Origin of the sequence: Rhizobium sp. Rhizsp82, from assembly GCF_047325115.1 — a bacterium.
In the GTDB taxonomy this organism is placed as follows: Bacteria; Pseudomonadota; Alphaproteobacteria; order Rhizobiales; family Rhizobiaceae; genus Rhizobium.
On record NZ_CP168570.1, the window covers coordinates 847882 to 873749 of the forward strand.

A 25868-nucleotide genomic window follows, 5' to 3' on the forward strand; every position below is an offset into this window, starting at 1 on the left:
CGTCTTTTCCGGTAAAGAAAGGTGGCGCATCCGATGTTTTACCAGCTCTATGAACTGAACCATGCCGCAATGGCGCCCTTCCGGGCCGCCGCCGATGTGATGCGGCTTGCCTATGCCAATCCGCTCAATCCTTGGTCCCAGACCCCCTTCGGCCGAACGATTGCCGCCAGCCTCGAAATGTTCGAGCGCACCACCCGCCGCTACGGCAAGCCGGAATTCGGCCTGCCCGAGACCGTGATCGGCGGCAAGAAGGTGAAGGTTCGCGAAGAGATCGTCTGGTCGCGCGCCTTCTGCAATCTCCTGCATTTCTCCCGCAATCTTCCTGCCGCCCATCGCGATCCGCGCATCCTGATCGTCGCACCGATGTCGGGCCACTATGCAACGCTGCTGCGCGGCACGGTCGAAGCGCTGCTGCCGAGCGCTGATATCTACATTACCGATTGGATCGACGCCCGCATGGTGCCGATGACCGAGGGCACCTTCGATTTCGACGATTATGTCGACTACGTCATCGAGATGCTGCATTTCCTCGGCCCGGACACGCATGTCATCGCCGTCTGTCAGCCCTCCGTGCCGGTCCTTGCGGCCGCTGCGGTAATGGAAGAGGCGAACGATCCGCTGTCGCCCGCGTCGATGACTCTGATGGGCGGCCCGATCGATACCCGCATCAACCCGACGGCCGTCAACAAGCTCGCAAAAGACAAGCCGTTGGAATGGTTTGCCGATAACGTCATCATGAATGTTCCCTGGCCGCAGCCGGGCTTCATGCGTCCCGTTTATCCGGGCTTCCTGCAGCTGTCGGGCTTCATGTCGATGAACCTCGACCGCCATGTGATTGCGCACAAGGAATTCTTCATGCACCTCGTGAAGAACGACGGTGAGCCGGAGAAGCATCGCGATTTCTACGACGAATATCTGGCGGTCATGGATCTAACGGCGGAATTCTACCTGCAGACCGTCGATCAGGTGTTCATCAAGCACGCGCTGCCGAAGGGCGAACTCGTTCATCGCGGCAAGCTCGTCGATCCCTCGGCAATCCGCAATGTCGCGCTACTCACTGTCGAAGGCGAAAATGACGACATCTCCGGCGTCGGCCAGACCAAGGCCGCCCAGACGATCTGCACCAACATCCCCGACAACATGCGCATGCACTACCTGCAGCCCGATGTCGGCCATTACGGTGTCTTCAACGGCTCACGCTTCCGCCGCGAGATCGCGCCCCGCATCGTCAGCTTCGTCAACGAGCACTCCCGCTCGTCGAAGCCTTCGGTCAAGCGGGTCATCAAGGGCGGTAAATCCGCCTGAGTTAGCGGATGCTGAATTAATCAAGCCCGCTCAAGGCCTTGTCCGATTTTGCCGGAAATCGCCTTGAAGGCGCGGGTAGCGGTAACCACATCGATTTTCAGCATTCGGTATTCTGCCGGATGCGGAAAGCGAGGATACCGCACGATGAACCAGTCAGCATTGCTCCGCCCGGATTGGACTCCGGCTACCATTGCGTTGATGGTGCTCGGCTTCGTGGTCTTCTGGCCCCTGGGCCTGGCCATGCTTGCCTATATCATCTTCGGCGAACGCCTTCGCGGCTTCAAGCGCGATGCCAACAGCACGGCCGATAGCTTCTTTGCAGGCTGCCGCCGCTCGCGGGACCGTTACCGCCCGCACTTCACCACCGGCAACGTCGCTTTTGACGACTGGCGGAAGGCCGAACTCGACCGCATCGAGGAAGAGCGCCGCAAGCTCGACGAAATGCGCGAAGAGTTCGACAACTACATGCGCGAACTTCGCCGCGCCAAGGACCAGGAAGAGTTCGACCGCTTCATGCGCGATCGCAAGAACGCCAAGCGCGACGACAACGGCCCGGTCGCCGAGTTCCAGACGCCGTAACCGGTGCCCGGAAATGAGGATCGAACCGGCATCCCCGATGCCGGTTTTTCTTTGCCCGGATTTGCCGCGAATCGTATAGAAAAGCCCTATGTTTCCGCTTCTTTCAAAGCCGCGGCGGCCTGCCGCCCGAAAGCCTGCGCCGCCTGAAACGCGGACGCTTGACGTGGCGGGCCGGCTGATGCCGCTGACGATCAAGCAGCATGATCGCGCCACGCGCATCACGCTGCGCATCGAGCCCGGCGGCCGGGCGCTGAAGATGACCGTTCCCCGCGGCTTGGCGCAGCGCGAAGTCAACGCTTTCCTGGACCGGCATCAGGGCTGGCTTCTCACCAAACTCGCAAAGTTTTCGCCGGAGACCGGCCTTCGCGACGGCGGCGAGATTCTTCTCCGCGGCATTCGCCACCGGATCCAGCATACCGGCAGCCTGCGAGGCTTGACGGAAACCGCGATCATCGATGGCTACCATGTCCTCAAGGTCAGCGGCATGCCGGAGCATCTCGGCCGGCGGATCGCCACCTTCCTGAAAAAGGAAGCCCGCGCCGATCTGGAGAGACTGGCGCATTTCCACGCCCGCTCGATCAAGGCGCCGATCAAGTCCATCTCGATGAAGGATACCCGCAGCCGCTGGGGATCCTGCTCTTCTGAAGGCAACCTGAGTTTTTCCTGGCGCATCGTCATGGCGCCGCCATCCGTCATCGATTATCTCGCCGCCCATGAAGTGGCCCATCTCAAGGAGATGAACCACGGGCCACGCTTCTGGGCGCTGTGCGAAAAGCTCTGCCCGGATATGGACGAGGCCAAGGGCTGGCTGAAGCGCCACGGCAGCCTGCTTCACGCCATCGATTTCGACTGAGCGGAAACCGCGGGAAATTAAGCCTTCGTCGCAAATTGGCTCGACTCAGCAGCCTTTTCGTGTCACTCCGCTGCCATGAAACCGGACATCAAAATCTGCGGCCTCAAGACTGCCGAGGCGATTGACCGCGCGTTGGCGCGCGGCGCAACGCATATCGGCTTCATCTTCTTCGAAAAGAGCCCGCGTTACATCGAGCCGGACGTCGCTGGAAGGCTTGCCGAGGCGGCCCGTGGCAAGGCCAAGATCGTTGCCGTCACGGTCAACCCGACGAATGACGATCTCGATGAAATCGTTGCGCTTTTGCGCCCGGATATGATCCAGCTGCACGGCGATGAAAGCCCGGAACGCGTTTTGACCATAAAGGCCGTTTACGGTCTTCCGGTCATGAAGGCCTTCTCGGTCCGCACCTCCGAAGATCTGCAGCGCGTCGAGGCCTATATCGGCATTGCCGACCGGTTCCTGTTCGATGCTAAGCCCCCGAAGGGTTCCGAATTGCCCGGCGGTAACGGCGTTTCCTTCGACTGGAGCCTGCTCAGCTGGCTTGACGACAGCGTGGATTACATGCTTTCCGGAGGGCTGAACAAGGATAACATCGCCGAAGCCATGGCGATAACCAAGGCGCCGGGTATCGACGTTTCCTCCGGTGTCGAGAGTGCCCCGGGTACCAAGGACGTCGTGATGATCGATAGATTTTTCGATGCGGTCGAGAAGGCGTGTGAGCCCGAAACCGTTTCAGGGAGTTGAGAGTGAACGATACGCCTAAACCGAATTCTTTCCGTTCCGGCCCCGATGAAGACGGCCGTTTCGGCATCTATGGCGGCCGTTTCGTCGCCGAGACGCTGATGCCCCTGATCCTCGACCTGCAGGCTGAGTGGGACAAGGCAAAGAACGATCCGGAATTTCAGGCGGAACTGAGGCATCTCGGCACGCACTATATTGGCCGCCCGAGCCCGCTCTACTTCGCCGAACGCCTGACGGCTGAACTCGGCGGCGCGAAGATCTACTTCAAGCGCGAAGAGCTGAACCATACCGGCTCGCACAAGATCAACAACTGCATTGGCCAGATCCTGCTGGCCAAGCGCATGGGCAAGACCCGCATCATCGCCGAAACCGGCGCTGGCCAGCACGGCGTTGCCTCGGCAACTGTTGCCGCCCGCTTCGGCCTTCCCTGCGTCGTCTACATGGGTGCCACCGACGTCGAGCGTCAGGCGCCGAACGTCTTTCGCATGAAGCTCCTCGGCGCCGAAGTGAAGCCGGTGACAGCTGGCCACGGCACGCTGAAGGACGCCATGAACGAGGCGCTGCGTGACTGGGTTACCAATGTCGAGGACACCTATTACCTGATCGGCACCGCTGCCGGTCCGCATCCCTATCCGGAAATGGTTCGCGATTTCCAGGCCGTCATCGGCACCGAAGCCAAGCAGCAGATGCTCGAGGCCGAAGGACGTCTGCCGGATCTCGTCGTTGCTGCCGTCGGCGGTGGTTCGAATGCGATCGGCATCTTCCATCCGTTCCTCGATGACCAAAGCGTCAAGATCGTCGGCGTCGAAGCCGGCGGTAAGGGCTTGCAGGGCGATGAGCATTGCGCTTCGATCACCGCCGGTTCGCCCGGCGTTCTGCATGGAAACCGAACCTATCTGCTGCAGGACGGCGATGGCCAGATCAAGGAAGGCCATTCGATTTCGGCCGGCCTCGACTATCCCGGCATCGGTCCTGAGCATTCCTACCTGAACGATATCGGCCGCGTGGAATACGTGCCGATCATGGACCACGAAGCGCTGGAGGCCTTCCAGACGCTGACGCGCCTCGAAGGCATCATTCCGGCGCTCGAGCCGTCGCATGCGCTGGCTGAAGTCATCAAGCGCGCGCCGAAGATGGGCAAGGACGAGATCATCCTGATGAACCTCTCCGGCCGCGGCGACAAGGATATCTTCACTGTCGGCAAGATTCTCGGAATGGGTGCTTAAGTCATGACTGCTCGTATGGACAAACGCTTTGCCGACCTGAAGGCTGAGGGCCGCCCGGCGCTGGTCACCTATTTCATGGGCGGCGATCCGGATTACGAAACTTCCCTTGGCATCATGAAGGCGCTGCCGGAAGCCGGTTCCGATATCATCGAGCTCGGGATGCCCTTCTCGGATCCGATGGCCGATGGCCCGGCGATCCAGCTTGCAGGCCAGCGCGCGTTGAAGGGCGGCCAGACGCTCAAGAAGACGCTGCAGCTCGCCGCCGACTTCCGCAAGTCCGATGATGCGACCCCGATCGTCATGATGGGTTACTACAACCCGATCTACATCTACGGCGTCGAAAAATTTCTCGACGATGCGCTTGCCGCCGGTATCGACGGCCTGATCGTCGTCGACCTGCCGCCCGAAATGGACGATGAGCTCTGCATTCCGGCAATCCGCAAGGGCATCAACTTCATCCGCCTGGCAACGCCGACGACGGATGAGAAGCGCCTGCCGGCCGTTCTGAAGAACACTTCGGGCTTCGTCTATTATGTCTCGATGAACGGCATTACCGGCTCGGCTCTGCCCGATCCGTCGCTGGTCTCGGGCGCCGTAAAGCGCATCAAGCAGCACACCGACCTGCCTGTTTGCGTCGGCTTCGGCGTCAAGACGGCCGATCATGCAAAAGTCATCGGCGGCTCGGCTGATGGCGTCGTCGTCGGCACCGCCATCGTCAATCAGGTGGCCACAAGCTTGACCAAGGACGGAAAAGCGACAGCTGATACGGTTCAGGCCGTTGCCACGCTCGTCCGCGGTCTTTCATCCGGAACGCGTTCGGCGCGCCTTGTTGCTGCCGAATAGTGTCCCCACATTGGCTGTAGTCAATCAGGAGTTTTTGATTTGAACTGGATCACCAATTACGTCCGCCCGCGGATCAATTCCATGCTGGGCCGCCGTGAAGTTCCGGAAAATCTCTGGATCAAGTGCCCGGAAACGGGCGAGATGGTCTTCCACAAGGATCTGGAAGACAACAAGTGGGTCATCCCTGCTTCCGGCTATCACATGAAGATGCCGGCAAAGGCACGCCTGGCCGACCTGTTCGACAATGCTGAATATGAAGCGCTGGTCCAGCCGAAGGTGGCTCAGGACCCGCTGAAGTTCCGCGATTCCAAGAAATACACCGACCGTCTGCGCGACAGCCGCCTGAAGACCGAACAGGAAGACACGATCGTCGCCGGCGTCGGCAAGGTTCGCGGTCTGAAGCTCGTTGCCGTCGTTCACGAGTTTAACTTCATGGGCGGCTCGCTCGGCATTGCTGCCGGTGAGGCGATCGTGAAAGCATTCGAGCGCGCCATTTCCGAAAAGTGCCCGCTGGTCATGTTCCCGGCTTCGGGCGGCGCCCGCATGCAGGAAGGCATTCTCTCGCTGATGCAGCTGCCGCGCACGACCGTTGCCGTCGATATGCTGAAGGAAGCAGGCCAGCCCTATATCGTTGTTCTCACCAACCCGACTACGGGTGGTGTCACGGCGTCCTACGCCATGCTCGGGGATATGCATCTGGCAGAGCCGGGCGCCGAAATCTGCTTTGCCGGCAAGCGCGTCATAGAACAGACGATCCGGGAAAAGCTGCCGGAAGGCTTCCAGACATCGGAATACCTGCTCGAACACGGCATGGTCGATATGGTCGTGAAGCGCCACGATATCCCGGATACGCTGGCGCGCGTCCTGAAGATCCTGACGAAGAAGCCGGCAAATACCGTTGCAACGAATGGCAGCGCGGTCGCCCTGGCAGCGAGCGCCTGATCGATCCAGAACCTGCCTCAGCGGAGGGCTGAATGATACCTAGGGGTCAGACCGTCGTGAGCGAGGCAGCACAGGAAATCGACAAGCTCTTGGAATTGCATCCTAAGGGCTTCGATCTTTCTCTGGAACGAATCACCCGCCTTCTCAAAATTCTCGGAAACCCGCAGGACAAGCTTCCGCGGGTTATCCACGTTGCCGGCACCAACGGTAAGGGATCGGTGACGGCCTTCTGCCGTGCCCTGCTTGAAGCGGGCGGCTATAGCGTCCACGTCCACACCTCTCCGCATCTGGTCAGCTGGCACGAGCGCTACCGCATGGGCGTCAAGGGCGGCCGCGGCGAGCTCGTCGAAGACGCCGTCTTTGCCGATGCCGTGCGCCGCGTCGCCGAAGCCAATGCCGGCCAGAAGATCACCGTTTTCGAAATCCTGACCGCCGTCACCTTCCTGCTCTTTTCAGAGCATCCGGCCGATGCCGCGGTCATCGAAGTCGGCCTTGGCGGCCGTTTCGATGCGACCAATGTCATCTCCGATCCGGCTGTCTCGGTCATCATGCCGATCTCGCTCGATCACCAGCCCTATCTCGGCGATCGCGTCGAGCTGATCGCCGCCGAAAAGGCAGGCATCATGAAGCCGAAGCATCCCGTCGTGATTGGCCAGCAGCCCTATGATGCCGCCCTCGAAGTGCTGATGTCGACTGCCGAGCGGCTGCATTGCCCGACCGCCGTCTACGGCCAGGACTTCATGGCTCATGAAGAATATGGCCGCCTGGTCTATCAGGATGAGTTCGGCCTCGCCGACCTGCCGCTGCCGCGCCTCCCGGGCCGCCATCAATATGCCAATGCCGCCGCTGCCATCCGCGCCGTCAAGGCTGCGGGCTTCGTCGTCACGGAAGCGATGATGGAAAAGGCACTGGGAAGCGTCGAGTGGGCCGGTCGTCTGCAGCGGATCACCGATGGTCGGCTGATGGCGAATGCGCCCGCCGGCGCGGAAATCTGGGTCGATGGTGGACACAATCCCGGTGCTGGCGAAGTGATTGCCGAGGCTATGGCGAATTTCGAGGAAAAGCAGCCGCGGCCGCTTTATCTGATCACCGGCATGATCAACACCAAGGATCCGGTCGGTTATTTCAAGGCATTCGCGGGATTGGCGGAAAAGGTCTTCTGCGTTCCGATCCGCGGCAGCGATGCGATGATCGACCCGGTCATTTTGGCCAACGCGGCCTATGATGCCGGTCTGGTGGCCGAGCCAATGTCGACGGTCGGCGAAGCGCTCGATGCGATCAAGGAAATCCTCGATCCGGCAAAGCCGCCGCCGCGCATTCTGGTCGGCGGGTCGCTCTACCTCGTAGGCGACGTGCTCTCGGACAACGGCACACCGCCGAAATGAAAAAAGCCCGGTCGAAACCGGGCTTTTTCTTTGAGATATCAACGCGCATTAAGCGGCGCTGGAAATCCAGTTCGACAGGGCCGTCTTCGGAGCGGCGCCGACCTTGATGTCAGCGACTTCGCCAGCCTTGAAGATTGCGAGCGTCGGGATCGAGCGAACGCCGAACTGGGCAGCCAGTTCAGGGTTTTCGTCGATGTTGAGCTTGGCAACCTTGACTTTGCCGGCGAGCTCGGTCGAAATTTCTTCGAGGCTCGGGGCGATCATCTTGCACGGGCCGCACCACTCAGCCCAAAAATCGACAACGACGGGCTCTGCGGATTCCAGAACTTCCGACTGGAAGTTATTGATATCGACTTTCACGGTAGCCATAGGCTGCTCCTTTGGAATTTGCTGTTGACCCACATGTGATGGTGCGGTGTCACAATTTCAATGACCGGTATTTCACTTTGTCTTGAGTCCCGCAAGCGCCAATTCGAGGGTGCGCTCGCTCAGCCGGTGAACGGCTGCGTTCTCCGTATAGACCAGCACGCATTCGATCGGCTTGCCGGGATAAAGCGGCGCCAGGATCTCGCGATAGATCGCAAGCTGCGCCTTGTGCGCATAGGGAACGGCCTCTTCCGTTTGCGGCGGCACCCGGTTCGTCTTGTAATCGAGGATCACCACGCGGTTATCGAGGACGGCCAATCTGTCGATCCGGCCGGAAACCGCATACTGTTTGTCCTCAAGCGTCAGCGTTCCCATGATCGAGACTTCCGGCTGTGCATGCGCCGAAAAGACCGGCTGCAGGCTCTGCTCTGCCAATAGTTTCAGAACCGAATCGACGAGCCGTTCCCGTTCGCTCTGAGGCCAATGCCGCGCTGTCCTGCCGACATAGCGCTCGGCCGCAGAGGCGCGTTCCACTGCCGGAATATCCGGGAGCATCTGCAGCATGCGGTGGATCAGGCGGCCTTTCTCCAGCGACCGGTCGGATCGCGGCGGCTCGCTGAAAAGCGGCGAGGCGACCAGCAGATCGTCCGCCTCCTCATCGATGATCGTCCCGGCGCCCGATGGGCTGAGCGGCCGCGGCAGCTGTCTTTGCGGCGGCAGCGGCCGGAGCATCGCTGCGGGCAGCTCGTGTTTGTCCTGCAACTCCTCCCGCGGCTCGGCCCGTTCGAAGCTGCGCTCGACCTGCGGTACGCGCCACGTCACGCCGGGCCAGCTACCGTCCGGCCCGTCAAACTCCACCGCCGTCACATGCGGATTGCTGTCGCTCATCGCAGCAGAGATCATCGCATGCCAGGTTTCTGCGTTGGCGCGCACGCCACGATAGCCGCAGACGACCAGCCGGTCGGCCGCGCGCGTCATCGCCACGTAAAGCAGCCGACGATATTCCTCTTCCGCCAGCGTCTGGATGCGTGCGGCATCGGCCTGCGTCCGCGAATTGGCAAGATCACTGACCGGCACCCAGACCGGCATCGGCTCGCTATTGGCCGTCTCAAGCAGCCGCAGTTTCGGCATATGCGTGTGGGTAAAGGCCTTGCCGCCGCTATCGACCAGGAAGACAATCGGCGCTTCCAGACCCTTCGAGGCATGCACGGTCATGATCCGGACTTCGTTGCGGCCCTTGTCCTGCTCGCGCTTGACCTCCGGTGCCTCGAGTTCCAGCGTCGAGATGAAGGATTGCAGGCCGGGCAAGCCGGAGCTTTCGTGATCGAGCGCAAAGGTCAGGAACTCGTCCAGGATGTCGCTGACCTCGGTGCCGAGCCGGGCAAGAAACTGCCGGCGTCCGCCATGCACGCCAAGCACCCGGGCGTAGAAATCGTGAACCGAGAGCGCTCGCGACTGGTCGAGAAACAGCTTCAGCCGCTTTTCCGCGCCGGCATAGACCTCGTGACCGTCGGCAGCGAAGCTCTGCAGATGGCTCCAGACGCTCTGATGCTCGCCGCGAAGGGCGGCCAGAGCAAAGACCTGATCCTCAGAGAGATCGAAGAGCGGACTTTTCAGCACCGCCGCCAGCGAGAGATCATCCTGCGGCAGAAGCAGGAAGCGGCCGAGCGCAAGAAGATCCTGCACGGCGATATGGCTCGTCAAGCGCAGACGGTCGGCACCAGCCACCGGAATATTGTTTCGGCGTTTCAGCGCCCGGGTCAGCGCATTGACGAAGCTGTCGCGCTTGCGCACCAGAACCAGGATGTCGCCGGCCTCGATCAGTCGCTCTTTGCCCTTTTCGACGATCGTTTCGCGTCCCACCAGCTTCTCGATCGTATGGGCCATGCGCCGGGCAAGGATCGCCGGCGGCGCGCTTTCCGGCGTCGCATCGAAGGGAGCCGTCCAGTCTTCGTCTTTGATGACCGCCTCGGGCGCGACCATCTCCCAGAGATCGACAGCGCCCGGATGGCCGATGCGGCTCGAGCGGTGAATGACCGGCTCGCCCTCGGCGCTCAGCCCCCTGGCGTTCTCCGGCGGTAGGAACACGTGGTCGACGGCAGCCAGCACATCCGATGTCGAGCGGAAGGAGAGCGGCAGGCGCACGGGCGTGAACTGCTGGCCGCTCGCCTGCACCTTGCGCTGCGTTCGCTTGCTCTCTTCGGAGAAGCGCTCCGGCCGGGCGCCCTGAAACGAATAGATCGATTGCTTCTCGTCGCCGACGGCAAACAGCGTGCGCACCACCGGCCGGGCGCTTTCGCCGGAGAAGAAGTCTTCCGCCAGAGACTGGATGACGCTCCATTGGATCGGGCTGGTATCCTGCGCCTCGTCGACGAGGATGTGATCGATGCCCTGATCGAGCTTGTAATGGATCCAGGGGCCGACGCCGCTCTTCGTCAGAAGATCGGCCGTACGGGTGATCAGATCCTCGAAGTCGAGATGGCTGCGCTGCTTCTTCAGGTCTTCGTAGTCGCGGTTCAGCCGTTCGGCCAGAACCAGCGCGGCATGCGTCGCGGTAAACATCCGCATGATCTTCAGCCGGTCGCGGCAGGCAACGACATGGTCGCGCGCCGCGGCGATCGCAGCCGTCAGTTCCGGCGCATCGGCGAGCATCGCCTTCACGGTGAACTGCGAATCCGACTTTGGTTCACCCTTCACTGTCAGGAAGATCTTCTCCAGCAGCTCGGCGCGCTTGGCCGCATTGCGTTCGTTCGATGCCTGGCGAAGTCCGTAGGCGACTTCCTGCGCCTTGGCGCCACCCTTCTGCGCCGCGAGCGACATATAGAGGTCCAACGTCAGGCCGGAGAGCTCGGGCAGCGGCCAATATTGGCCGGCGATGTCGGCCTCGGTCTCCGTCGGCGATAGCTTTAGGCTTTTGCGCAGGGCCATGGCGATGCCGCCCTGCGCTTCTGCAACGGCCGTGAAGCGGCGGATGGCATTGCGATTGGCAACGATCTCTTCGAGCAGCGCTTCCAGCCCGCTTTCGTCGCCAAGATTGAGAACATAGGCGAAGGCTTCGGCGAGCGCCGCATCCTCTTCCGGCGCTGTTGCTGTCAGAAGCGAGCGCCGGGCATCCGCGAGCAGCGTTGCCGCTGCCCGGTCGTCGAGCACCGAGAAATGTCCGGCGACATTGGCTTCCAGTGGAAACTGGTGCAGCAGCGCTTCGCAGAAGGCGTGGATCGTCTGGATCTTCAATCCACCCGGCGTTTCCAGCGCCTTGGCGAAAAGCCGCCGCGCTTCGGCAACCTTCACCCTGTCCGGCATTTCGCCTTCGATCTGGCCGATCCGCTTACTGAGTTCCTCATCCGGCAGGACGGCCCAGTCGGCCAGCCGCGCAAAGACGCGGTTCGACATTTCGGAGGCCGCAGCCTTCGTATAGGTGAGGCAGAGGATGGCCGAGGGCCGGGCGCCCGCAAGCAGCAGACGGATGACGCGCTGCGTCAGAACGTGCGTCTTGCCAGATCCGGCATTGGCCGACACCCAGGCCGAGCGTTGAGGATCGGAGGCGATCGCCTGCTGGATCGTCGTCCAGCTGATCCAGGTGCCGGGATCGTCGTTCTCGGGAAGAGCGGTCACGTCATTCATCACCGCCGGCCTCCTCGTCCTCTGCCGTCGACCATTCGGAAACGCGGGCCAGATGGTCGTAGTCCCCGCCGAAATCGAATTGCTGGGCGGGAATGAGCCGCGAGGTAAAGCCGCGCTCGCCGGATTGCAGCAGCGACACGAACTTGATCAGCTGGTCGATCGAGTCTTCTGCGAGGTCCAGCGCCGACTTCGCCTTGTCGCTGCGTGCCGAATTCTCGTTGTTGACGGTATCGGCACGGAACCGGCTGCCGGGCCGCAGCCGCACATAAAGCAGATCCTGTGGTACTAGGCTTCCCGCATCCCGGAAGGCGCCCGCGCTCAAGGCTGCCGCTTCAAGCGCCAGCTGCGGATCGAGCAGGGTGCGTGCCTGGGCAGGAGAGGGGTTGTAACCGGTCTTGTAGTCGATGATATCGGCGGCCTTCGGCCCGGTCAGATCGATGCGGTCTGCCACCCCGGTCAGCCGGATATTGACGGTATCGAGCTCGACGCTGCCGCGAACTTCGGTAAAGGTCCGACGGATCGCCGGGCGGCGCTCGGCTTCCCAATCCAGAAAGGCACGGGCCACCTCGCGGAAGCGTGGGCGCCAGACGGCATCGATATGGGCCGGCAACTCCTCCATGTCGAAAAGCTCGGTCAGGATGCGCTCCATTGCCGATTCGCCCTCAAGCGTTCCGGCAATATGTCCCTCGTGGACGAAGCGGTCGATGATCGCGTGATAGAGCGTACCGCGCTCGGCCGCGCCCGGATCGCGATTGAAGGGATCGACGGGATCGAGACGCAGGATGCGTCGCGCATAGATCGCATAGGGATCACGGCGCAGACGGCCGACTTCGCTGAAGGAATAGGATTTCGGCTGTAGCTCGGCCGGCGGAACCGGGGAGGGACGTTGCGCCGGCGCCTGCGGCTTGCCTTCGTCGAGTAGATTGACCCAATGCACGTATTTTTCGCCGCGCCCTCTCAAGCTTGCTTCGAAGTCCGTGCCGCCAAGCGCCAGCAACCGCTGCAGCCAGCGGGAGGCGACCGTCGGCGTTGAGCCTTGGCGCAGCGCACGCGAATAGATCAGCTTCCGGGTCCCGTTCGCCATCTCAAAGTCATGGGCGAGCTGGCCGATGCGCCGCTCCGGCGGCTCCAGGCCGATCTCCGTCTTCATCATCCGCGAGATGAATGGGTTATTGGCCGTCTGGCCCGGCCAGGAGCCCTCGTTCAGGCCGCCGAGGATCAGCGTATCGACATTCTGGAGGCGGGCTTCGAGCGTACCGAAGATGAAGACGCGTGGATGGGCGAGCGCCCGGGGCTTCGCCGCCTGACCCGCCGAAAGCGCCGCCATAATATCGATCCATTGCGGACCGTCGGCTTCCAGTTGACCCTCTGTTTCCATCACCTCGGCAAGCAGCCCGGCCAGCGCATCACCGGCTTCACCGCTCCAGAGACTGGAGAGATCGCCGCGGGCATCGCGGGCCACCGCTTCCAGCGCGCGGCCGGTGCGTTCCGCCCATTCGGAAAGTGTGAACTTGGCGGTCAGCCCGCGCCCATCGGCACCGCGTCTGACCAGCGTTGAAACCAAAGGCTCCGTGGCGCCGGTGATCCGTGTGGCGAGATCGCGCGCCTGATCGATGGCATCGGCGGGCAGCGCCTTGCGCCAGTGCGGCGCATGCCGGTCGTCGCGCTGTTCGAAGAGCTGCCGCTCCAGAAGGACGTTTAGCGTCGCGATATCGACATCCGCCACGCCGCCGCGCAATGCCAGCAGCTCAAGCGCCTCCACGGCACCGGTGAGCGCTGCCTTGTCGAGACCGAAATGGCTCAGTGGGTGTTTCAGCAGGGCGACGAGCGCGACGGGATCACCCGGCCGCAGGGTCGCTTCAAGGACGAGCTGCAGGAACGTGCCCTGCGGCATCGCCGCCAGCGGCGTACCGGCGGATTCGTCGGCGAGGATGCCGAAACGCGCCAGCTCGGACATGACGCGCCGGGCGAGGTTGCGGTCTGGCGTGATCAGCGCCGCCTGGCTCTCGCCGTTTCGCCCCGGCTCCCCAAGGGCAAGGCGCAGAGCAATGGCGATCGCGGTCGCCTCCTCACGCTCGTTTGCCGCTTCGATCAGCGCCACGTCGGCAAAGCCGGATGCGATGGCATCGCCGGGCAGCTCGCTCTTCCAGTCGCCCCAACCGCTGGTCGCTTCCGCCGGTGCGAGCGCACGGGATAGGACTTCGGCACGTTGCCGCAGCGCCGGCTCTGCTTCGACGATCGGCGTGACATCATTGCGTGTCAGCTTGAGCCGCTTCAGAAGATGAGAAAGGCCATATTGCGAATGGCTGCGGCTCGCCGGATTGACTGGTCGTCCGGAGATCGGCTCCGGCGCGACCATCCGCCAATGCTCGTCCGGCATGGAAAGATCGAGGCCGGGCAGTACGATAACGCCTTCGGGCAGATCGGCTACGGCGGCGATCAGATCGGCCGTCGCCGGCACAGAACCGGTTGAACCGGCGATAATGATCGGCCCGGCCGGATGCGAGGTGGCGAGCCGGTTAGCTTCGGCGCGCAGGATCGCATTGCGGTGGCGCGCCGGCGAAGAGCGTCCGAGCTCGGCCAGCCGCTCCGGCCAGAAGGCGCTGGCGATCTGCAGGAATTCCGCCGTCAGCTGCCACCAGAGCGCATGGTCGGCGGCATCGAGCTTGGCAAGCTCGCTCCAGTCGCGATCCTCGGTCTCGATCGAATCGATCAGCTCCGCCAGATTGCGCGCCAGCCAGATGGCATCGGCCGGGCTTGCCGGGGCCACCAGCGGCGAATCCGAATGGATGTGGCGAACGATCTCCGGCAGCTTGTTGCGCCAGGCAAGGATCAGCCGCGCGAGCTCCAGAAGGCGGGCCGTGTTGGACAGCGGCTGCGCCAGATCGAGCGTCGCGGGCAGCGCCTCATCGAAATAGCCGCTGTCATCGTCAGTTTCCCCGAGCGGTCGGATGACTGGGAGAATGGCCGAGAGGCCGCCGAGCAGATCGACGAATTCCGATCGCAGGACGCGTGCCGCACGCCGCGTCGGCAGGTAGATCGTCACCTTCGACAGCGATAACGGATCGGCCGGGTCGTGCCGGAAATGCGGTGTTAACCGGCCATCGCAGAGCGTCTCCGCGAGTGTCTTCAGAAAGGGCACACCGGCAGGGATCGTCAGGATTCGCGGCTGGTGGCGCTCGCTCATCGCTCAGGCAAACGTCCGGAATCGCCGGATCGTTTCCTCCGCCTCGCCGACGGCTTCGGGCGTGCCGACGGTCAGCCAATGGCCGTCCATCATCATGCCATAGAGGCGCCCGCGGCTGATCGCCTTGTCGAAATAGATGTTGATGTTGAACGGATCGCGCGGAGCATCGTCCAGAAACTCGGGCTTCATGGCGAAGGCGCCGGCATAGACCACGGGATTGGATTGATCGTCGCGATAGCGCGTCAGCCGTCCATCCGGGCCAATAGAGAAATCGTTGACGCCGTTATGGCCCGTCGTGTCTTCGATGCGCACGCAGAGCATGGCCATATCCATACGCTCAGGATCGAAGAATCCGGCTAAGCGATCCAGGTTGCTTGGTTCGCCCGGCTTCTCGCCGATCCAGAAAAGGTCGGCATTCATCACGAAGATCGTGTCGCGGCCCAGCAATGTCAGGCCTTTGACTATGCCGCCGCCATTGTTCAGCAGCGCCTCGCGCTCGTCCGATATCAGCACATCGAGACCGCTATAGGTCTTGAGGTGGGTTTCCATCTGATCGGCGAAATGATGGACGTTGACTGCAGCAACTTCTACGCCGGCCTGCTTCAGCGCATCCAGCGAATAATCGATCATCGGCTTGCCGCCGATCTTCACCAGCGGCTTGGGCATCGTGTCGGTGATCGGGCGCATGCGGGTGCCGAGACCCGCCGCCAGTACCATGGCTTGTTTGATCGTCATTCTGGTCCGGAACTTATGATTCGCTGGTGACTATTCCAGCCCTTGCGCACCATTCGCGCAAGGGGGCAAGCGCCTCGTGCTCTAAAGCAACGCGAAGATAGGCGAGCGTGCGCGGCATGTGCTTGAGATAGCCCGGTTTTCCGTCGCGCTGCAGCAGGCGCACCCACAATCCAGCGAGCTTGCAGTTGCGTTGCGCCGACATGATGGCCCAGCTTTTCAGGAAGGAAGCCTCGTCAAAACCGCCCTGGGTGCGGCGGATGTCGAGATAACCGTCCATCAGTTCGCGGAACAGCGGTGGTTCGATGGTAACGCGGGCGTCCTGGGCGATCGAGGCGAGATCGTAGGATGTCGGCCCGATCATCGCGTCCTGGAAATCGATGAGACCGATCTTTTGCACGCCCTGCTTTTCGCCGCGCCAGATGATGTTGGGCGAGTGGAAGTCCCGAAGCAGGAGGTTCTTTTCCGCCTCCGCCAGCTGATCGATCAGCGCGTCCCAGATCGAGAGGTATTCGTCGCGCTCGGCTTCGGTGGCGGCAGCGCCGTCGCGCTTCCATGGCAGGTGCCAGTCGAGCAGCAGGCGCGCTTCCATCTTCATGGCCGTTCGGTCGAAATCCGGAACGTGATGGATGTGGCCCTTGCCGGCTGGAATGTCCTGCGGGATCTGCATGCCATGCAGCCGCGCCAGGCAGGCGACGCTTTCGCGGTAGCGCTCGGCGATCGGCAGACCGTCGGCATCGAGAACGCCTTCGGTGCCGAGGTCCTCGATCAGCAGGATACCCTGCGGATAATCGACGCCGTAGATTTCGGGCGTCGCAAAGCCGCGCTCGCGCAGCGCATCGGCAATGGCGACGAAAGGATAGGCGTTTTCGGCGAGATGCGCGACTTTCGGATAGGGTTTGCCGTCCAGAACTGAAGGCCCTTCGGGGAGCGGCGGCCAGTCCATCAGGATCTTCCTGCCGCCGGTGGCCGGATAAACGGCTTCATAGGCGCGCAGCGATGCATCGCCGGTCAGGAACCGGCGGCTGGCCGTCTCATAGCCGAGACCACCAAGAAACGTGCGGATCGCCAGCACGCGCTCAATCCGCTCTGCTTTCTTTTCCGGTGCTGTGATCGTCACGCGGCGTCCCTGGCCTTCGTGCTCGAGCGCCAGGACGATGCGATCCTCAGGCATCTCGTGCTGCGCCATTTCCGGCCATTCGACGAGACAGATACCGTTTTGCAGCGCTTCGTCGAAGCCGAGCTCTTCCAGCTCCGATCCGTCGGCGAGACGATAGAGATCGAAATGCGAGACGGGAATCCTGATGTCGTAGGACTGAACCAGCGTGAAGGTTGGGCTCGGCACTTCGAGGCGCGGATCATCGGCGATAGCGCGGATCATCGCCCGCGCCAGCGAGGATTTTCCGGCGCCGAGATCGCCTGAGAGCGTCAGGCAGTCGCCGGCTTTCAGGGCGAGCGCCAGATCTTCGCCGAGGCGGATCGTTGCCGCCTCGTCTGCCAGGAACAGGGAGATTGGCGCGCCGCTGGCGGTCATTCGGCAGCTGCGATAGCGCGCGGCAAGTTCACCGATGGAATCCGGCAAACGACCGTGGTACCGCGGCCCGGCTTGCTGTCGATCGTGACCTTGCCGTTATGCAGGCTGACGAAGCTGTCGACGATCGAGAGGCCTAGGCCGGCGCCGCCGCGCTTGCCGCTTTTCGCGCCCGTGGCGAACCGGTCGAAGACCGTCGCGATCATCTCCTGCGAGATGCCGGGGCCGCGGTCGGCGACCGAGAAGACGAAATCGGTGCCTTCGCGATGGCATTCGAGCGCGATCGCCGCGCCCTCCGGCGAAAAGTTCGCCGCATTCGACAGGAGCTTCAGCAGGATCTGCTTCAGGCGCTGCGGATCGGCAACGATCGTGCCGAGCTGCGCCGGAGCGGTGATTTCGAGCGTCACGCCGCTTTCCTGCAGCCGGTCGGCGATCTGCATCGAGACGTCGTCCAGCAGGTCGCTGAGATCGATCTCGGAATAGTTCAGCCGCATGATCCCGGCATCGACGGTCGCCAGATCGAGAATGTCGTTCACCAGCGTCAGCAGCACCGACGACGAGGTGGCGATATGATCGATATATTCGGCCTGCCGGTCGTTCAGTGGGCCGACGCCCGGCGTGCGCAGCAGGTCGGTGAAACCGATGATGTTGGTCAGCGGCGAGCGCAGCTCGTAGGAAACGTGCTGGACGAAATCGTTCTTCAGCTCGTCGGCCTTGCGCAGCGCTTCGTTCTTTTCCGTCAGCGCCCGCTCGGCGCGCACCGCATCCGTCATGTTGACGAAGGTCAGCATGGTCTGGGCGTTTGGCAGCGGAATGACGGCGTAGTCGAGCACGAGGCCGGAGAAGAGCTCAAGCGTGCCCTGACTCGATCGGCGTTCGTCGTCGAAGCTGGTGATCAGCTCGGCAAAGGTCTTCCAGCCATCCGCCCGGTCATAGGATTGCACGCAGGCCTCGCCGACGGCGCGGATATGCGTGCCGGGCTTGGCTTCGGCTTCGGTGATGCCCCAGAGCACACGGAAGGCCGGATTTGCAAGGCGAACCCTGCCATCGGCGCCGAACACCGCGACACCCTCGGAAAGGTGGTCGATAGTCTCACCCTGAACCTTTACCAGCGTGTTGTATCGGGTCTCAAGATCGACCTGTTCAGTCAGGTTTTCGAATACCCAGGTTGCGCCACCCTGCGGATGTGCAGTCGCGAAGACGCGCAGCGTCTGGCCGTTCGGCAGGTGCCAGACGTCGGATTTGGTGTCGAGCGAGCGATAGACGGCCAGCGCCGTATCCTTCCAGCTCTTCCAGTTCAGCTGGTCCGGCAGCTTCTTCGCCACCCGCAGGCGCTCGAGAAGCTCGGCATTGTCAGGCTTGCGCTCGAGGAAGGCTATATCGAGTTCCCAGAGGGTCACGAAAGCCTGGTTATAGAACTGCAGCCGCTGGTCGCCGTCGAAGATCGCAACAGGTGTCGCCAGATGGTCGAGCGTTTCGGCATGGCTCTTCAGCGTCCGCTCAAGCTCGGCGCGGACGGCTTCCGCATCAGAAACATCCACCGCGATACCGGCAGAGCCGCTCGGCACCTTGACGTCGACGACGTCGAAGAAGGTCCGGTTGCCGTGGACGACGGTGGAAATCTTGTCATGGAACGGCGATTCCGGCGTTGCTGTGGCGCGGATGCGCTCGCGGGCGACGGTCGTCAGGATTTCGCGGCTCTCGTTGATCGCCTGCTGCGGCGTGGTCGCCTCGACAGCATCGCCATAGGCCTGGTTCACCCAGGTCAGGCGGCCATCGGTATCGCGCTGCCATGCCGGCAGGTCGATTGCGTCGAGCAGGTTCTGGAAGGCCGAGATCGACGACATCAGCCGGTCGCGCTCGATCTTCAGTTCGGCAAGCTCGGCGCGCAGATTGTTGAGCGCAACGAACCGCACGAAGGCGCGGCCGCCGGAAACCCGGCCCTGCGCTTCGAGGATTTCATCGCGATTGGTCTCGACGACCATATCGAAGCTCTGCGCCGCTTCGCGCAGCCGGTCGATGGCGCGGTCGAGTTCGGAGGCCGAGCGTGGCTTCAGCCACAGGCCGAATGCCAGGAATTCATTGTCCTGCGGCGCGCCGGTTTCGGCCGGCAGCTGGCCCAGCAGTTCGGGCCGCTCATTGCCGTCCCAGATGACGATGCGGCGGTTCTTGTCGGCGATCAGCGCCTGGTACTGGGAAATTCGCTGCTGCGCATCGGACAGAGCCGTACGCATCTCGCGGCTTTCGGTCTCGATATTGCCGCGCTGGCGCACTGACCACAGTGTCGAGAGCAGGGCTGCCGAAATCACGCCGATGACGACGGAAACGCCGACGACCTGAGACGAGGTGAAGAGATGGGCCGATGCCGCCGCTTCCGACTCGACCTGAGCCATCACCGGGCGTGCGAGCGCAGAAATCGCAGTACCGCCGGCGCAGATCTGCGCCAGTCGCATCAGCGATCCCTTTCCTTGCTTCACGACCCGCCCGGCCGCCGCAAGTGTATCGTTTTGTGCTGCCGCTCTCAGGTGGGCTTCCGGCCGAACGCCGTCATCCACCTGTCCCGGCAGGCTTTTTTCTTCTTCCGGCATCCCCGGTCTGTCTCCGTCTTTCAATGTGCCGCATCACGACAAGACATCCCATTTTCGGGCAAACGGACGAGTCCGGGCCACGAATCGAGTTCTAAAACAATACTTCGGATGGGATTCAGCGGGAAGGTAGGAGGCAAAAAATAAGGGCGCCGCAAATGTCAATGCGGCGCCCATCAAGATATTGTGGATAGTCGAGATACGATTAGTATCTGTAGTGGTCAGCCTTGAACGGACCCTGCGGCTTTACGCCGATATAGGCAGCCTGTTCTTCCGAAAGCTGGGTCAGCTTGACGCCGAGCTTGCCGAGGTGAAGACGGGCGACCTTCTCGTCGAGGTGCTTCGGCAGGATGTAGACCTGGTTGGAATACTGCTCCGGCTTGGTGAAGAGTTCGATCTGTGCCAGCGTCTGGTTGGTGAAGGATGCCGACATGACGAAGGACGGATGGCCGGTGGCGTTGCCGAGGTTCAAGAGGCGTCCCTCGGACAGCAGGATGATGCGGTTGCCCTTCGGGAACTCGATCAGGTCAACCTGCGGCTTGACGTTGGTCCACTTCAGGTTACGCAGCGCGGCAACTTCGATTTCGTTGTCGAAGTGGCCGATATTGCCGACGATCGCCATGTCCTTCATCGCACGCATGTGGTCGATGCGGATAACGTCCTTGTTGCCGGTCGTGGTGATGAAGATGTCGGCGGAAGATACGACGTCTTCGAGCAGAACCACTTCATAACCGTCCATGGCGGCCTGCAGGGCGCAGATCGGGTCGGCCTCGGTAACCTTGACGCGGGCGCCGGCGCCGGAGAGCGAAGCGGCAGAACCCTTGCCGACGTCGCCGTAACCGCAGACAACAGCAACCTTGCCGGCCATCATGACGTCGGTACCGCGGCGGATACCGTCAACCAGCGATTCCTTGCAGCCGTACTTGTTGTCGAACTTCGACTTGGTGACGGAGTCGTTGACGTTGATCGCCGGGAACGGCAGCAGGCCCTTGGCATGCAGCTGGTAGAGGCGGTTGACGCCCGTGGTGGTTTCCTCGGTGACGCCCTTGATCGCGTCGCGCTGCTTGGTGAACCAGCCCGGAGAAGCGGCGAGGCGCTTCTTGATCTGGGCGAAGAGGATTTCTTCTTCTTCCGAATGCGGGTTCGACAGCACGTCTTCACCGGCTTCGGCGCGGGCACCGAGCAGGATGTACATGGTCGCATCGCCGCCGTCGTCGAGGATCATGTTGGAGAAGCCGCCGTCGGCCCACTGGAAGATCTTGTCGGTGTAGGTCCAGTAATCTTCGAGGGACTCGCCCTTGATCGCGAAGACCGGGATGCCGGCTGCGGCGATCGCGGCGGCGGCATGGTCCTGCGTCGAGAAGATGTTGCACGAAGCCCAGCGGACTTCGGCGCCGAGCGCCACCAGCGTCTCGATGAGAACAGCCGTCTGGATCGTCATGTGCAGCGAGCCGGTGATGCGCGCGCCCTTCAGCGGCTGCGACTTGCCGAATTCTTCGCGGCTGGACATCAGGCCCGGCATTTCGGTTTCGGCGATCGTAATTTCCTTACGGCCGAAATCTGCGAGGGCGATATCGGCGACGACATAATCTTTTTCAGTGCTCATAGAGGTCTCCAGGCTGAAAAGCGTGTCAATAAATCAAAAGTGCGCAATGGGCGCAGCAGAGCGCGTGCGGTCTGCACGGCCATGCTTGCCGTTTAGCAGGCTTCTTGTGGGAAGGCAATAAGGATATAAAGAAGTCTTTATATGTTTATATGTCGGCGATTTCTTAGATTTCTTCGCCGAATTTGTTCTGGATCAGCTGGTCCAGCGCCTCGAGCGCTTCGGTGGCCTGGTTGCCGCTGGCGGTCACCAGCACCGTCGAGCCGGGGCTCGCTGCCAGCATCATCAGCCCCATGATCGATGTCCCGCCCACCGTCATCCCGTCTTTCGACACGGTGATCGTCGCATCGAACGTATCGACCATCTGGACGAATTTCGCCGAAGCGCGGGCGTGCAGGCCGCGCTTGTTGATGATGAGGAGTTCCCGGGAGAGCTGCGTCGTGGTCATGAAGGCCCGTTATTTACCGCTGAGAACGCGGCTCGCGACGTTGATATACTTGCGCCCGGCTTCCGAAGCCTCGGCCAGGGCCTTTTCCATATTGTTCTCGCCGCGTACGCCGGCGAGCTTGATAAGCATCGGCAGGTTCATGCCGGCGATCACTTCGGTGTGGCCGCTGCTCATCACGGAAATTGCCAGATTGGAAGGGGTCCCGCCGAACATGTCGGTGAGGATCACCACGCCATGACCGTCATCGGCGCCGGCGACTGCCTGGAGAATGTCCTGCCGCCTCTGATCCATATCGTCTTCGGGGCCGATGCAGACCGTCTCGATGAATTTCTGAGGACCTACGACGTGCTCGACAGCATGACGAAACTCTTCAGCCAGCTTGCCATGAGTGACAAGCACAAGTCCGATCATGATTTAACTGCTCCCAATGGCATATCAACGGCGGCCCCAATATCGCAATGCAACAATCGCGTCCACCGGTGGGGGCACATCTTGGCGATCAAAAACCGAAGTGCAAGACAAAAATGCAGCGATACGGGGCGATTCCGGCGGTTTCAGCGGCATTCCAATCCGATTTCAGGCGCCTTTGCCATCAAAATTGCGAGAGGTACCGATGTATTCGCAAGAAGCCGGATCACCGGCAGTGCAAAGCCTTCGGCAACTTCGATCTGCTCGTTGTCGGGCGGCAGCCGGTCGGGTCCGGAAACGTTGGCAGGAAGGATCGCAAAGTGCATCACCGCTTCAGGGATGCTGTCGAGCGAAACGATGCCGGTGCCACGCAATTCGATCAGTCCGGCAATCGAATCCGGCCGCTTGGCGATGATTTTGCCATCGCGATGCTCGACAAAGACCTGGTCGTCGGCAACGAGCATCGCGGGCAGGCCGAGACGCCGGGCTTCCGTCAGGCAGGTGAAGGCAAGCATAGACTTGCCACATCCGGAGGGGCCAGCAAACATCAGCCCGGTTTGGTTGATCCGGATCGCCGTTGCGTGAACGTTGACCAGCGGCGCCATCAGCTATGCGCGTCCGCGGGCAGAGCAAGGATGAACCGCGCGCCGAGGATCTCGGCGCTTTCGGCATCGATGATGTTCTCTGCCCTGAGCGAGCCGCCATGGGCTTCGGCAATCTGACGGCTGATCGACAGGCCGAGGCCGGAATTCTGGCCGAAACCTTCGGATTCCGGGCGATAGGTGTAGAAGCGCTCGAAGATGCGGTCGATATTCTCGGCCTGGATGCCGGGGCCGTTGTCTTCGATATAGACGAGGCAGCGCGAGCGTGTCCGCACCAGCCGGACGATGATCCGTCCGCCTTCCTGCGGCACGAAGGATCGGGCATTCTCGATCAGGTTGGTCACGATCTGGCCGATGCGCAGGTCATGGCCATTGACGACGAAGCGGGTCTTCACCCCCGGCTTGCGCTCGATCACCAGCTCGATATGAACGTCCTTGTTCTTGCTGCGGATCTGCCGGGAGACCTCCACGAGATCGGTGAGGAACTTCTCCAGATCGACCGAACGGGCATCGACGCGTGCCAATTCGGCATCGAGCCGCGAGGCGTCGGAAATGTCACTGATCAGGCGGTCTAGGCGGCGGACGTCGTGCTGGATGACATCCATCAGCCGCTTCTTGGAGTCGTCGGATTTCGCCAACGGCAATGTCTCGACAGCGCTGCGAAGCGAGGTCAGCGGGTTCTTGAGCTCATGGCTGACATCGGCGGCAAAACTCTCGATCGCATCGATACGGTCGTAGAGCGCCGTGGTCATTTCGCGCAGCGCGATCGACAGGTTACCGATTTCATCCTGGCGGGCCGAGAAATCCGGAATTTCCTCGCGCTCCTTGGCCCCACGGCGGACGCGGATCGCGGCGGCCGAGAGGCGGCGCAGCGGATTGGCGATCGTCGAAGACAGAACGAGCGACAAGAGCACGTTGACGAGCGTGGCAACGCCAAAGACGCGCATGATCGCCAGGCGCTCGGCGTGAACGATATTGTCGATATCGCCGGCCTGGGTCGACAGAAGAAGGACGCCGAGAACCGCACGGAAGCGCTGGACGGGCACCGCGACCGAAACGATCAGCTCGCCTTTCTCGGTGGTGCGAACGACCGCGCCGCGCACGCCGGTCAGCGCATTCATCACCTCGGGATAGATCGAACCGTCACCGCCGGGCGCTTCCTTATAGACCGGCAGATTGCCGGGCTGCAGTGCCTTGTTGAACAGCGTCGTAAACCATTCGCCCCAGGTCTGCTTCTCTTCCTCGACCGGTGGCAGGTCGAAACGCAGCACCTGGCCGCGGGAATAGAGATGACGGGAATCGAGCAGCAGATTGGCGTCGGCATCGAAGATGCGGGCGCGCGTGCGGGTCGGCGAGATCAGCCGGCGCAGAACCGGCGCTACCTTTTCCGGATCGATCGGGAATTCCAGATCTTCGTCGTTCGGAACCGGCGTGATGCTCTGTCCCGCCTGCAGCTCCAGCAGCTTCTGCGGGTCGATGGTGATCGAGTTGGTATCGACGGAGGCCGATGCCGAGACGGCGCCGGCAATGATTTCGCCCTGCGTGAGCAGGCTCTCGACACGGGCGTCGATCAGGCCTTCGCGAAACTGGTTGAGGTAGAGAATGCCGCCGACAAGAACGAGCAGTGCCGCCAGATTGAAGAACAGGATACGGCGTGTCAGGCTGGAAAAGACGGCATTGCCGAAGATCCGGCGGATGATGGTGAAGGGATGCGACCATCGCCTTCCCCTGACGCGGCGGCCGGTTACGCCATCCGCATCATCCAGATCCCTTTCCTGCACCAACTGTGCCAATGACAGGCCCTTTCGGAGGGCGCGGCCGGAAATGCGGCCAGCAAGCCCTCAACAACAATCATGCGCTGCGCTTTAAGGCGTCAGGCTGCTTCGCGGAAGCGGTAACCCACTCCGTAGAGTGTTTCAATCATATCAAAATCGTTGTCGACCATCTTGAATTTCTTGCGCAGCCGCTTGATGTGGCTATCGATCGTGCGGTCATCGACATAGACCTGTTCGTCATAGGCCGCGTCCATCAGCGCGTCACGGCTCTTGACCACGCCCGGGCGCTGGGCCAGCGAATGCAGGATCAGGAATTCGGTGACGGTCAGCGTCACTGGCTCGGCCTTCCAGGTGCAGGTATGGCGCTCCTGGTCCATGACCAGCTGTCCACGCTCCAGCGAGCGGGCTGGCTGCGCGACGCCGGGCTTCGGAGCGGCACCGGTGCCTGCCGCGGCCGCGGCTTCCCGGCTCGAGGCGCGGCGCAGCACGGCGCGAACGCGCTCGACCAGCAGGCGCTGCGAGAACGGCTTGGTGATGAAGTCGTCGGCGCCCATCTTCAGGCCGAAGAGCTCGTCGATCTCTTCGTCCTTGGAGGTCAGGAAAATGACAGGCATGTCGGATTTCTGTCGCAGGCGGCGCAGCAGCTCCATCCCGTCCATGCGCGGCATCTTGATATCGAAGATGGCGAGTTGCGGCGGGCGGGCGATAAGACCATCAAGGGCCGAAGCGCCATCCGTGTATGTCTCGACCTTATATCCTTCGGCCTCCAGTGCGATCGACACTGAGGTGAGGATGTTGCGGTCGTCGTCAACGAGCGCGATTGTCGGCATGGTGTTCGTCTCCGTCATCTATGCGCATCTCCCGGAATTTTTGATGTCCCCAGGCGGCCTCTCCGGCCGGATGCGCTTATGGAGGATAAAGGTGGAACAAATTGTGGCAAAGATAAAGGGGAGGATTGCCGGATTATTCGAGCTGCAATCAAGGGTGGTGCGACAAACTGAACCAAACTCATCAGTTCAAACGATTTAAAAATAGCGAGAGTAATTTAAATCGATTAATTATTTGATATCGTTACCTTTTTTGAATTACACCGTATTGCTTTTTAAAATTCCTCACCTTAGGTTCGCGTCAGT

20 protein-coding genes are annotated in these 25868 nt (G+C 61.8%); 8 read left to right on the top strand and 12 right to left on the bottom strand.

Going from position 1 to position 25868, the window contains the following annotated elements; translation table 11 throughout:
• Positions 1-33: 33 nt before the first annotated feature.
• The 8 genes from ACEN84_RS08785 (at position 34) to ACEN84_RS08820 (ending at position 7874) form a co-directional block, all read left to right on the top strand.
• Positions 34-1305 carry a polyhydroxyalkanoate depolymerase gene (locus tag ACEN84_RS08785; RefSeq protein ID WP_413710593.1) on the top strand — a complete coding sequence of 424 codons (1272 nt, stop codon included), beginning with the start codon at positions 34-36 and terminating at the stop codon, positions 1303-1305.
• A 144-nt stretch (positions 1306-1449) separates the two neighbouring features.
• Positions 1450-1884, top strand: a complete 435-nt coding sequence (locus tag ACEN84_RS08790; RefSeq protein ID WP_130282945.1) for a DUF2852 domain-containing protein — start codon at positions 1450-1452, stop codon at positions 1882-1884.
• A gap of 88 nt (positions 1885-1972) precedes the next feature.
• Positions 1973-2737 (top strand): SprT family zinc-dependent metalloprotease, encoded by a 765-nt coding sequence (locus ACEN84_RS08795; RefSeq protein WP_130282943.1) that lies wholly within the window; start codon positions 1973-1975, stop codon positions 2735-2737.
• 75 nt (positions 2738-2812) lie between these two features.
• On the top strand, positions 2813-3481 hold the full coding sequence (locus ACEN84_RS08800; protein WP_130282941.1) for a phosphoribosylanthranilate isomerase: 669 nt from the start codon (positions 2813-2815) through the stop codon (positions 3479-3481).
• Between the two features lie 2 nt (positions 3482-3483).
• Complete coding sequence (gene trpB, locus ACEN84_RS08805; protein ID WP_413710594.1) at positions 3484-4704, top strand: tryptophan synthase subunit beta; 1221 nt, start codon at positions 3484-3486, stop codon at positions 4702-4704.
• A gap of 3 nt (positions 4705-4707) precedes the next feature.
• On the top strand, positions 4708-5547 hold the full coding sequence (trpA, locus tag ACEN84_RS08810) for a tryptophan synthase subunit alpha (protein WP_130282937.1): 840 nt from the start codon (positions 4708-4710) through the stop codon (positions 5545-5547).
• A 39-nt stretch (positions 5548-5586) separates the two neighbouring features.
• Complete coding sequence (accD, locus tag ACEN84_RS08815; RefSeq protein ID WP_199628041.1) at positions 5587-6489, top strand: acetyl-CoA carboxylase, carboxyltransferase subunit beta; 903 nt, start codon at positions 5587-5589, stop codon at positions 6487-6489.
• 32 nt (positions 6490-6521) lie between these two features.
• Positions 6522-7874 (top strand): bifunctional folylpolyglutamate synthase/dihydrofolate synthase, encoded by a 1353-nt coding sequence (locus tag ACEN84_RS08820; protein ID WP_413710595.1) that lies wholly within the window; start codon positions 6522-6524, stop codon positions 7872-7874.
• Positions 7875-7922: 48 nt separating this feature from the next.
• On the opposite strand, the gene trxA is transcribed toward ACEN84_RS08820, so the two are convergent.
• The 12 genes from trxA to ACEN84_RS08880 all read right to left on the bottom strand — a co-directional run bounded on the left by trxA (position 7923) and on the right by ACEN84_RS08880 (position 25565).
• Entirely contained in the window at positions 7923-8243 is a 321-nt protein-coding gene (trxA, locus tag ACEN84_RS08825) for a thioredoxin (RefSeq protein ID WP_112718006.1), read from the bottom strand.
• A gap of 72 nt (positions 8244-8315) precedes the next feature.
• Complete coding sequence (gene addA, locus ACEN84_RS08830; RefSeq protein WP_413710596.1) at positions 8316-11864, bottom strand: double-strand break repair helicase AddA; 3549 nt, start codon at positions 11862-11864, stop codon at positions 8316-8318.
• Positions 11857-15051 carry a double-strand break repair protein AddB gene (addB, locus tag ACEN84_RS08835; protein WP_413710597.1) on the bottom strand — a complete coding sequence of 1065 codons (3195 nt, stop codon included), beginning with the start codon at positions 15049-15051 and terminating at the stop codon, positions 11857-11859. Before addB ends, addA begins: the two co-directional genes overlap by 8 nt.
• 3 nt (positions 15052-15054) lie before the next feature.
• Complete coding sequence (locus ACEN84_RS08840) at positions 15055-15786, bottom strand: nucleotidyltransferase family protein (protein ID WP_025555469.1); 732 nt, start codon at positions 15784-15786, stop codon at positions 15055-15057.
• Positions 15787-15799: 13 nt separating this feature from the next.
• The gene (gene tsaE / locus ACEN84_RS08845; protein ID WP_413710598.1) at positions 15800-17317 is read right to left on the bottom strand and encodes a tRNA (adenosine(37)-N6)-threonylcarbamoyltransferase complex ATPase subunit type 1 TsaE; all 1518 of its coding nucleotides are present in this window, start codon (positions 17315-17317) and stop codon (positions 15800-15802) included.
• Complete coding sequence (locus tag ACEN84_RS08850) at positions 17314-19902, bottom strand: ATP-binding protein (RefSeq protein ID WP_413710599.1); 2589 nt, start codon at positions 19900-19902, stop codon at positions 17314-17316. The genes tsaE and ACEN84_RS08850 overlap by 4 nt, the downstream gene beginning before the upstream one ends.
• A 202-nt stretch (positions 19903-20104) precedes the next feature.
• Positions 20105-21505 carry an adenosylhomocysteinase gene (gene ahcY / locus ACEN84_RS08855; RefSeq protein ID WP_025555282.1) on the bottom strand — a complete coding sequence of 467 codons (1401 nt, stop codon included), beginning with the start codon at positions 21503-21505 and terminating at the stop codon, positions 20105-20107.
• A gap of 163 nt (positions 21506-21668) precedes the next feature.
• Positions 21669-21950: an HPr family phosphocarrier protein gene (locus ACEN84_RS08860; protein ID WP_025555283.1), complete on the bottom strand. Its 282-nt coding sequence runs from the start codon at positions 21948-21950 to the stop codon at positions 21669-21671.
• Between the two features lie 9 nt (positions 21951-21959).
• Positions 21960-22361, bottom strand: coding sequence for a PTS sugar transporter subunit IIA (locus ACEN84_RS08865; RefSeq protein ID WP_025584219.1), 402 nt, complete (start codon positions 22359-22361; stop codon positions 21960-21962).
• Positions 22362-22504: 143 nt separating this feature from the next.
• A complete protein-coding gene (locus ACEN84_RS08870) occupies positions 22505-22963 on the bottom strand; it encodes an HPr kinase/phosphorylase (RefSeq protein WP_413710600.1) in 459 nt (152 codons plus the stop codon).
• On the bottom strand, positions 22963-24753 hold the full coding sequence (locus tag ACEN84_RS08875; RefSeq protein WP_413710601.1) for a stimulus-sensing domain-containing protein: 1791 nt from the start codon (positions 24751-24753) through the stop codon (positions 22963-22965). The genes ACEN84_RS08870 and ACEN84_RS08875 overlap by 1 nt, the downstream gene beginning before the upstream one ends.
• 80 nt (positions 24754-24833) lie before the next feature.
• Positions 24834-25565: a response regulator transcription factor gene (locus tag ACEN84_RS08880; RefSeq protein WP_203430041.1), complete on the bottom strand. Its 732-nt coding sequence runs from the start codon at positions 25563-25565 to the stop codon at positions 24834-24836.
• Between the last annotated feature and the right edge of the window lie 303 nt (positions 25566-25868).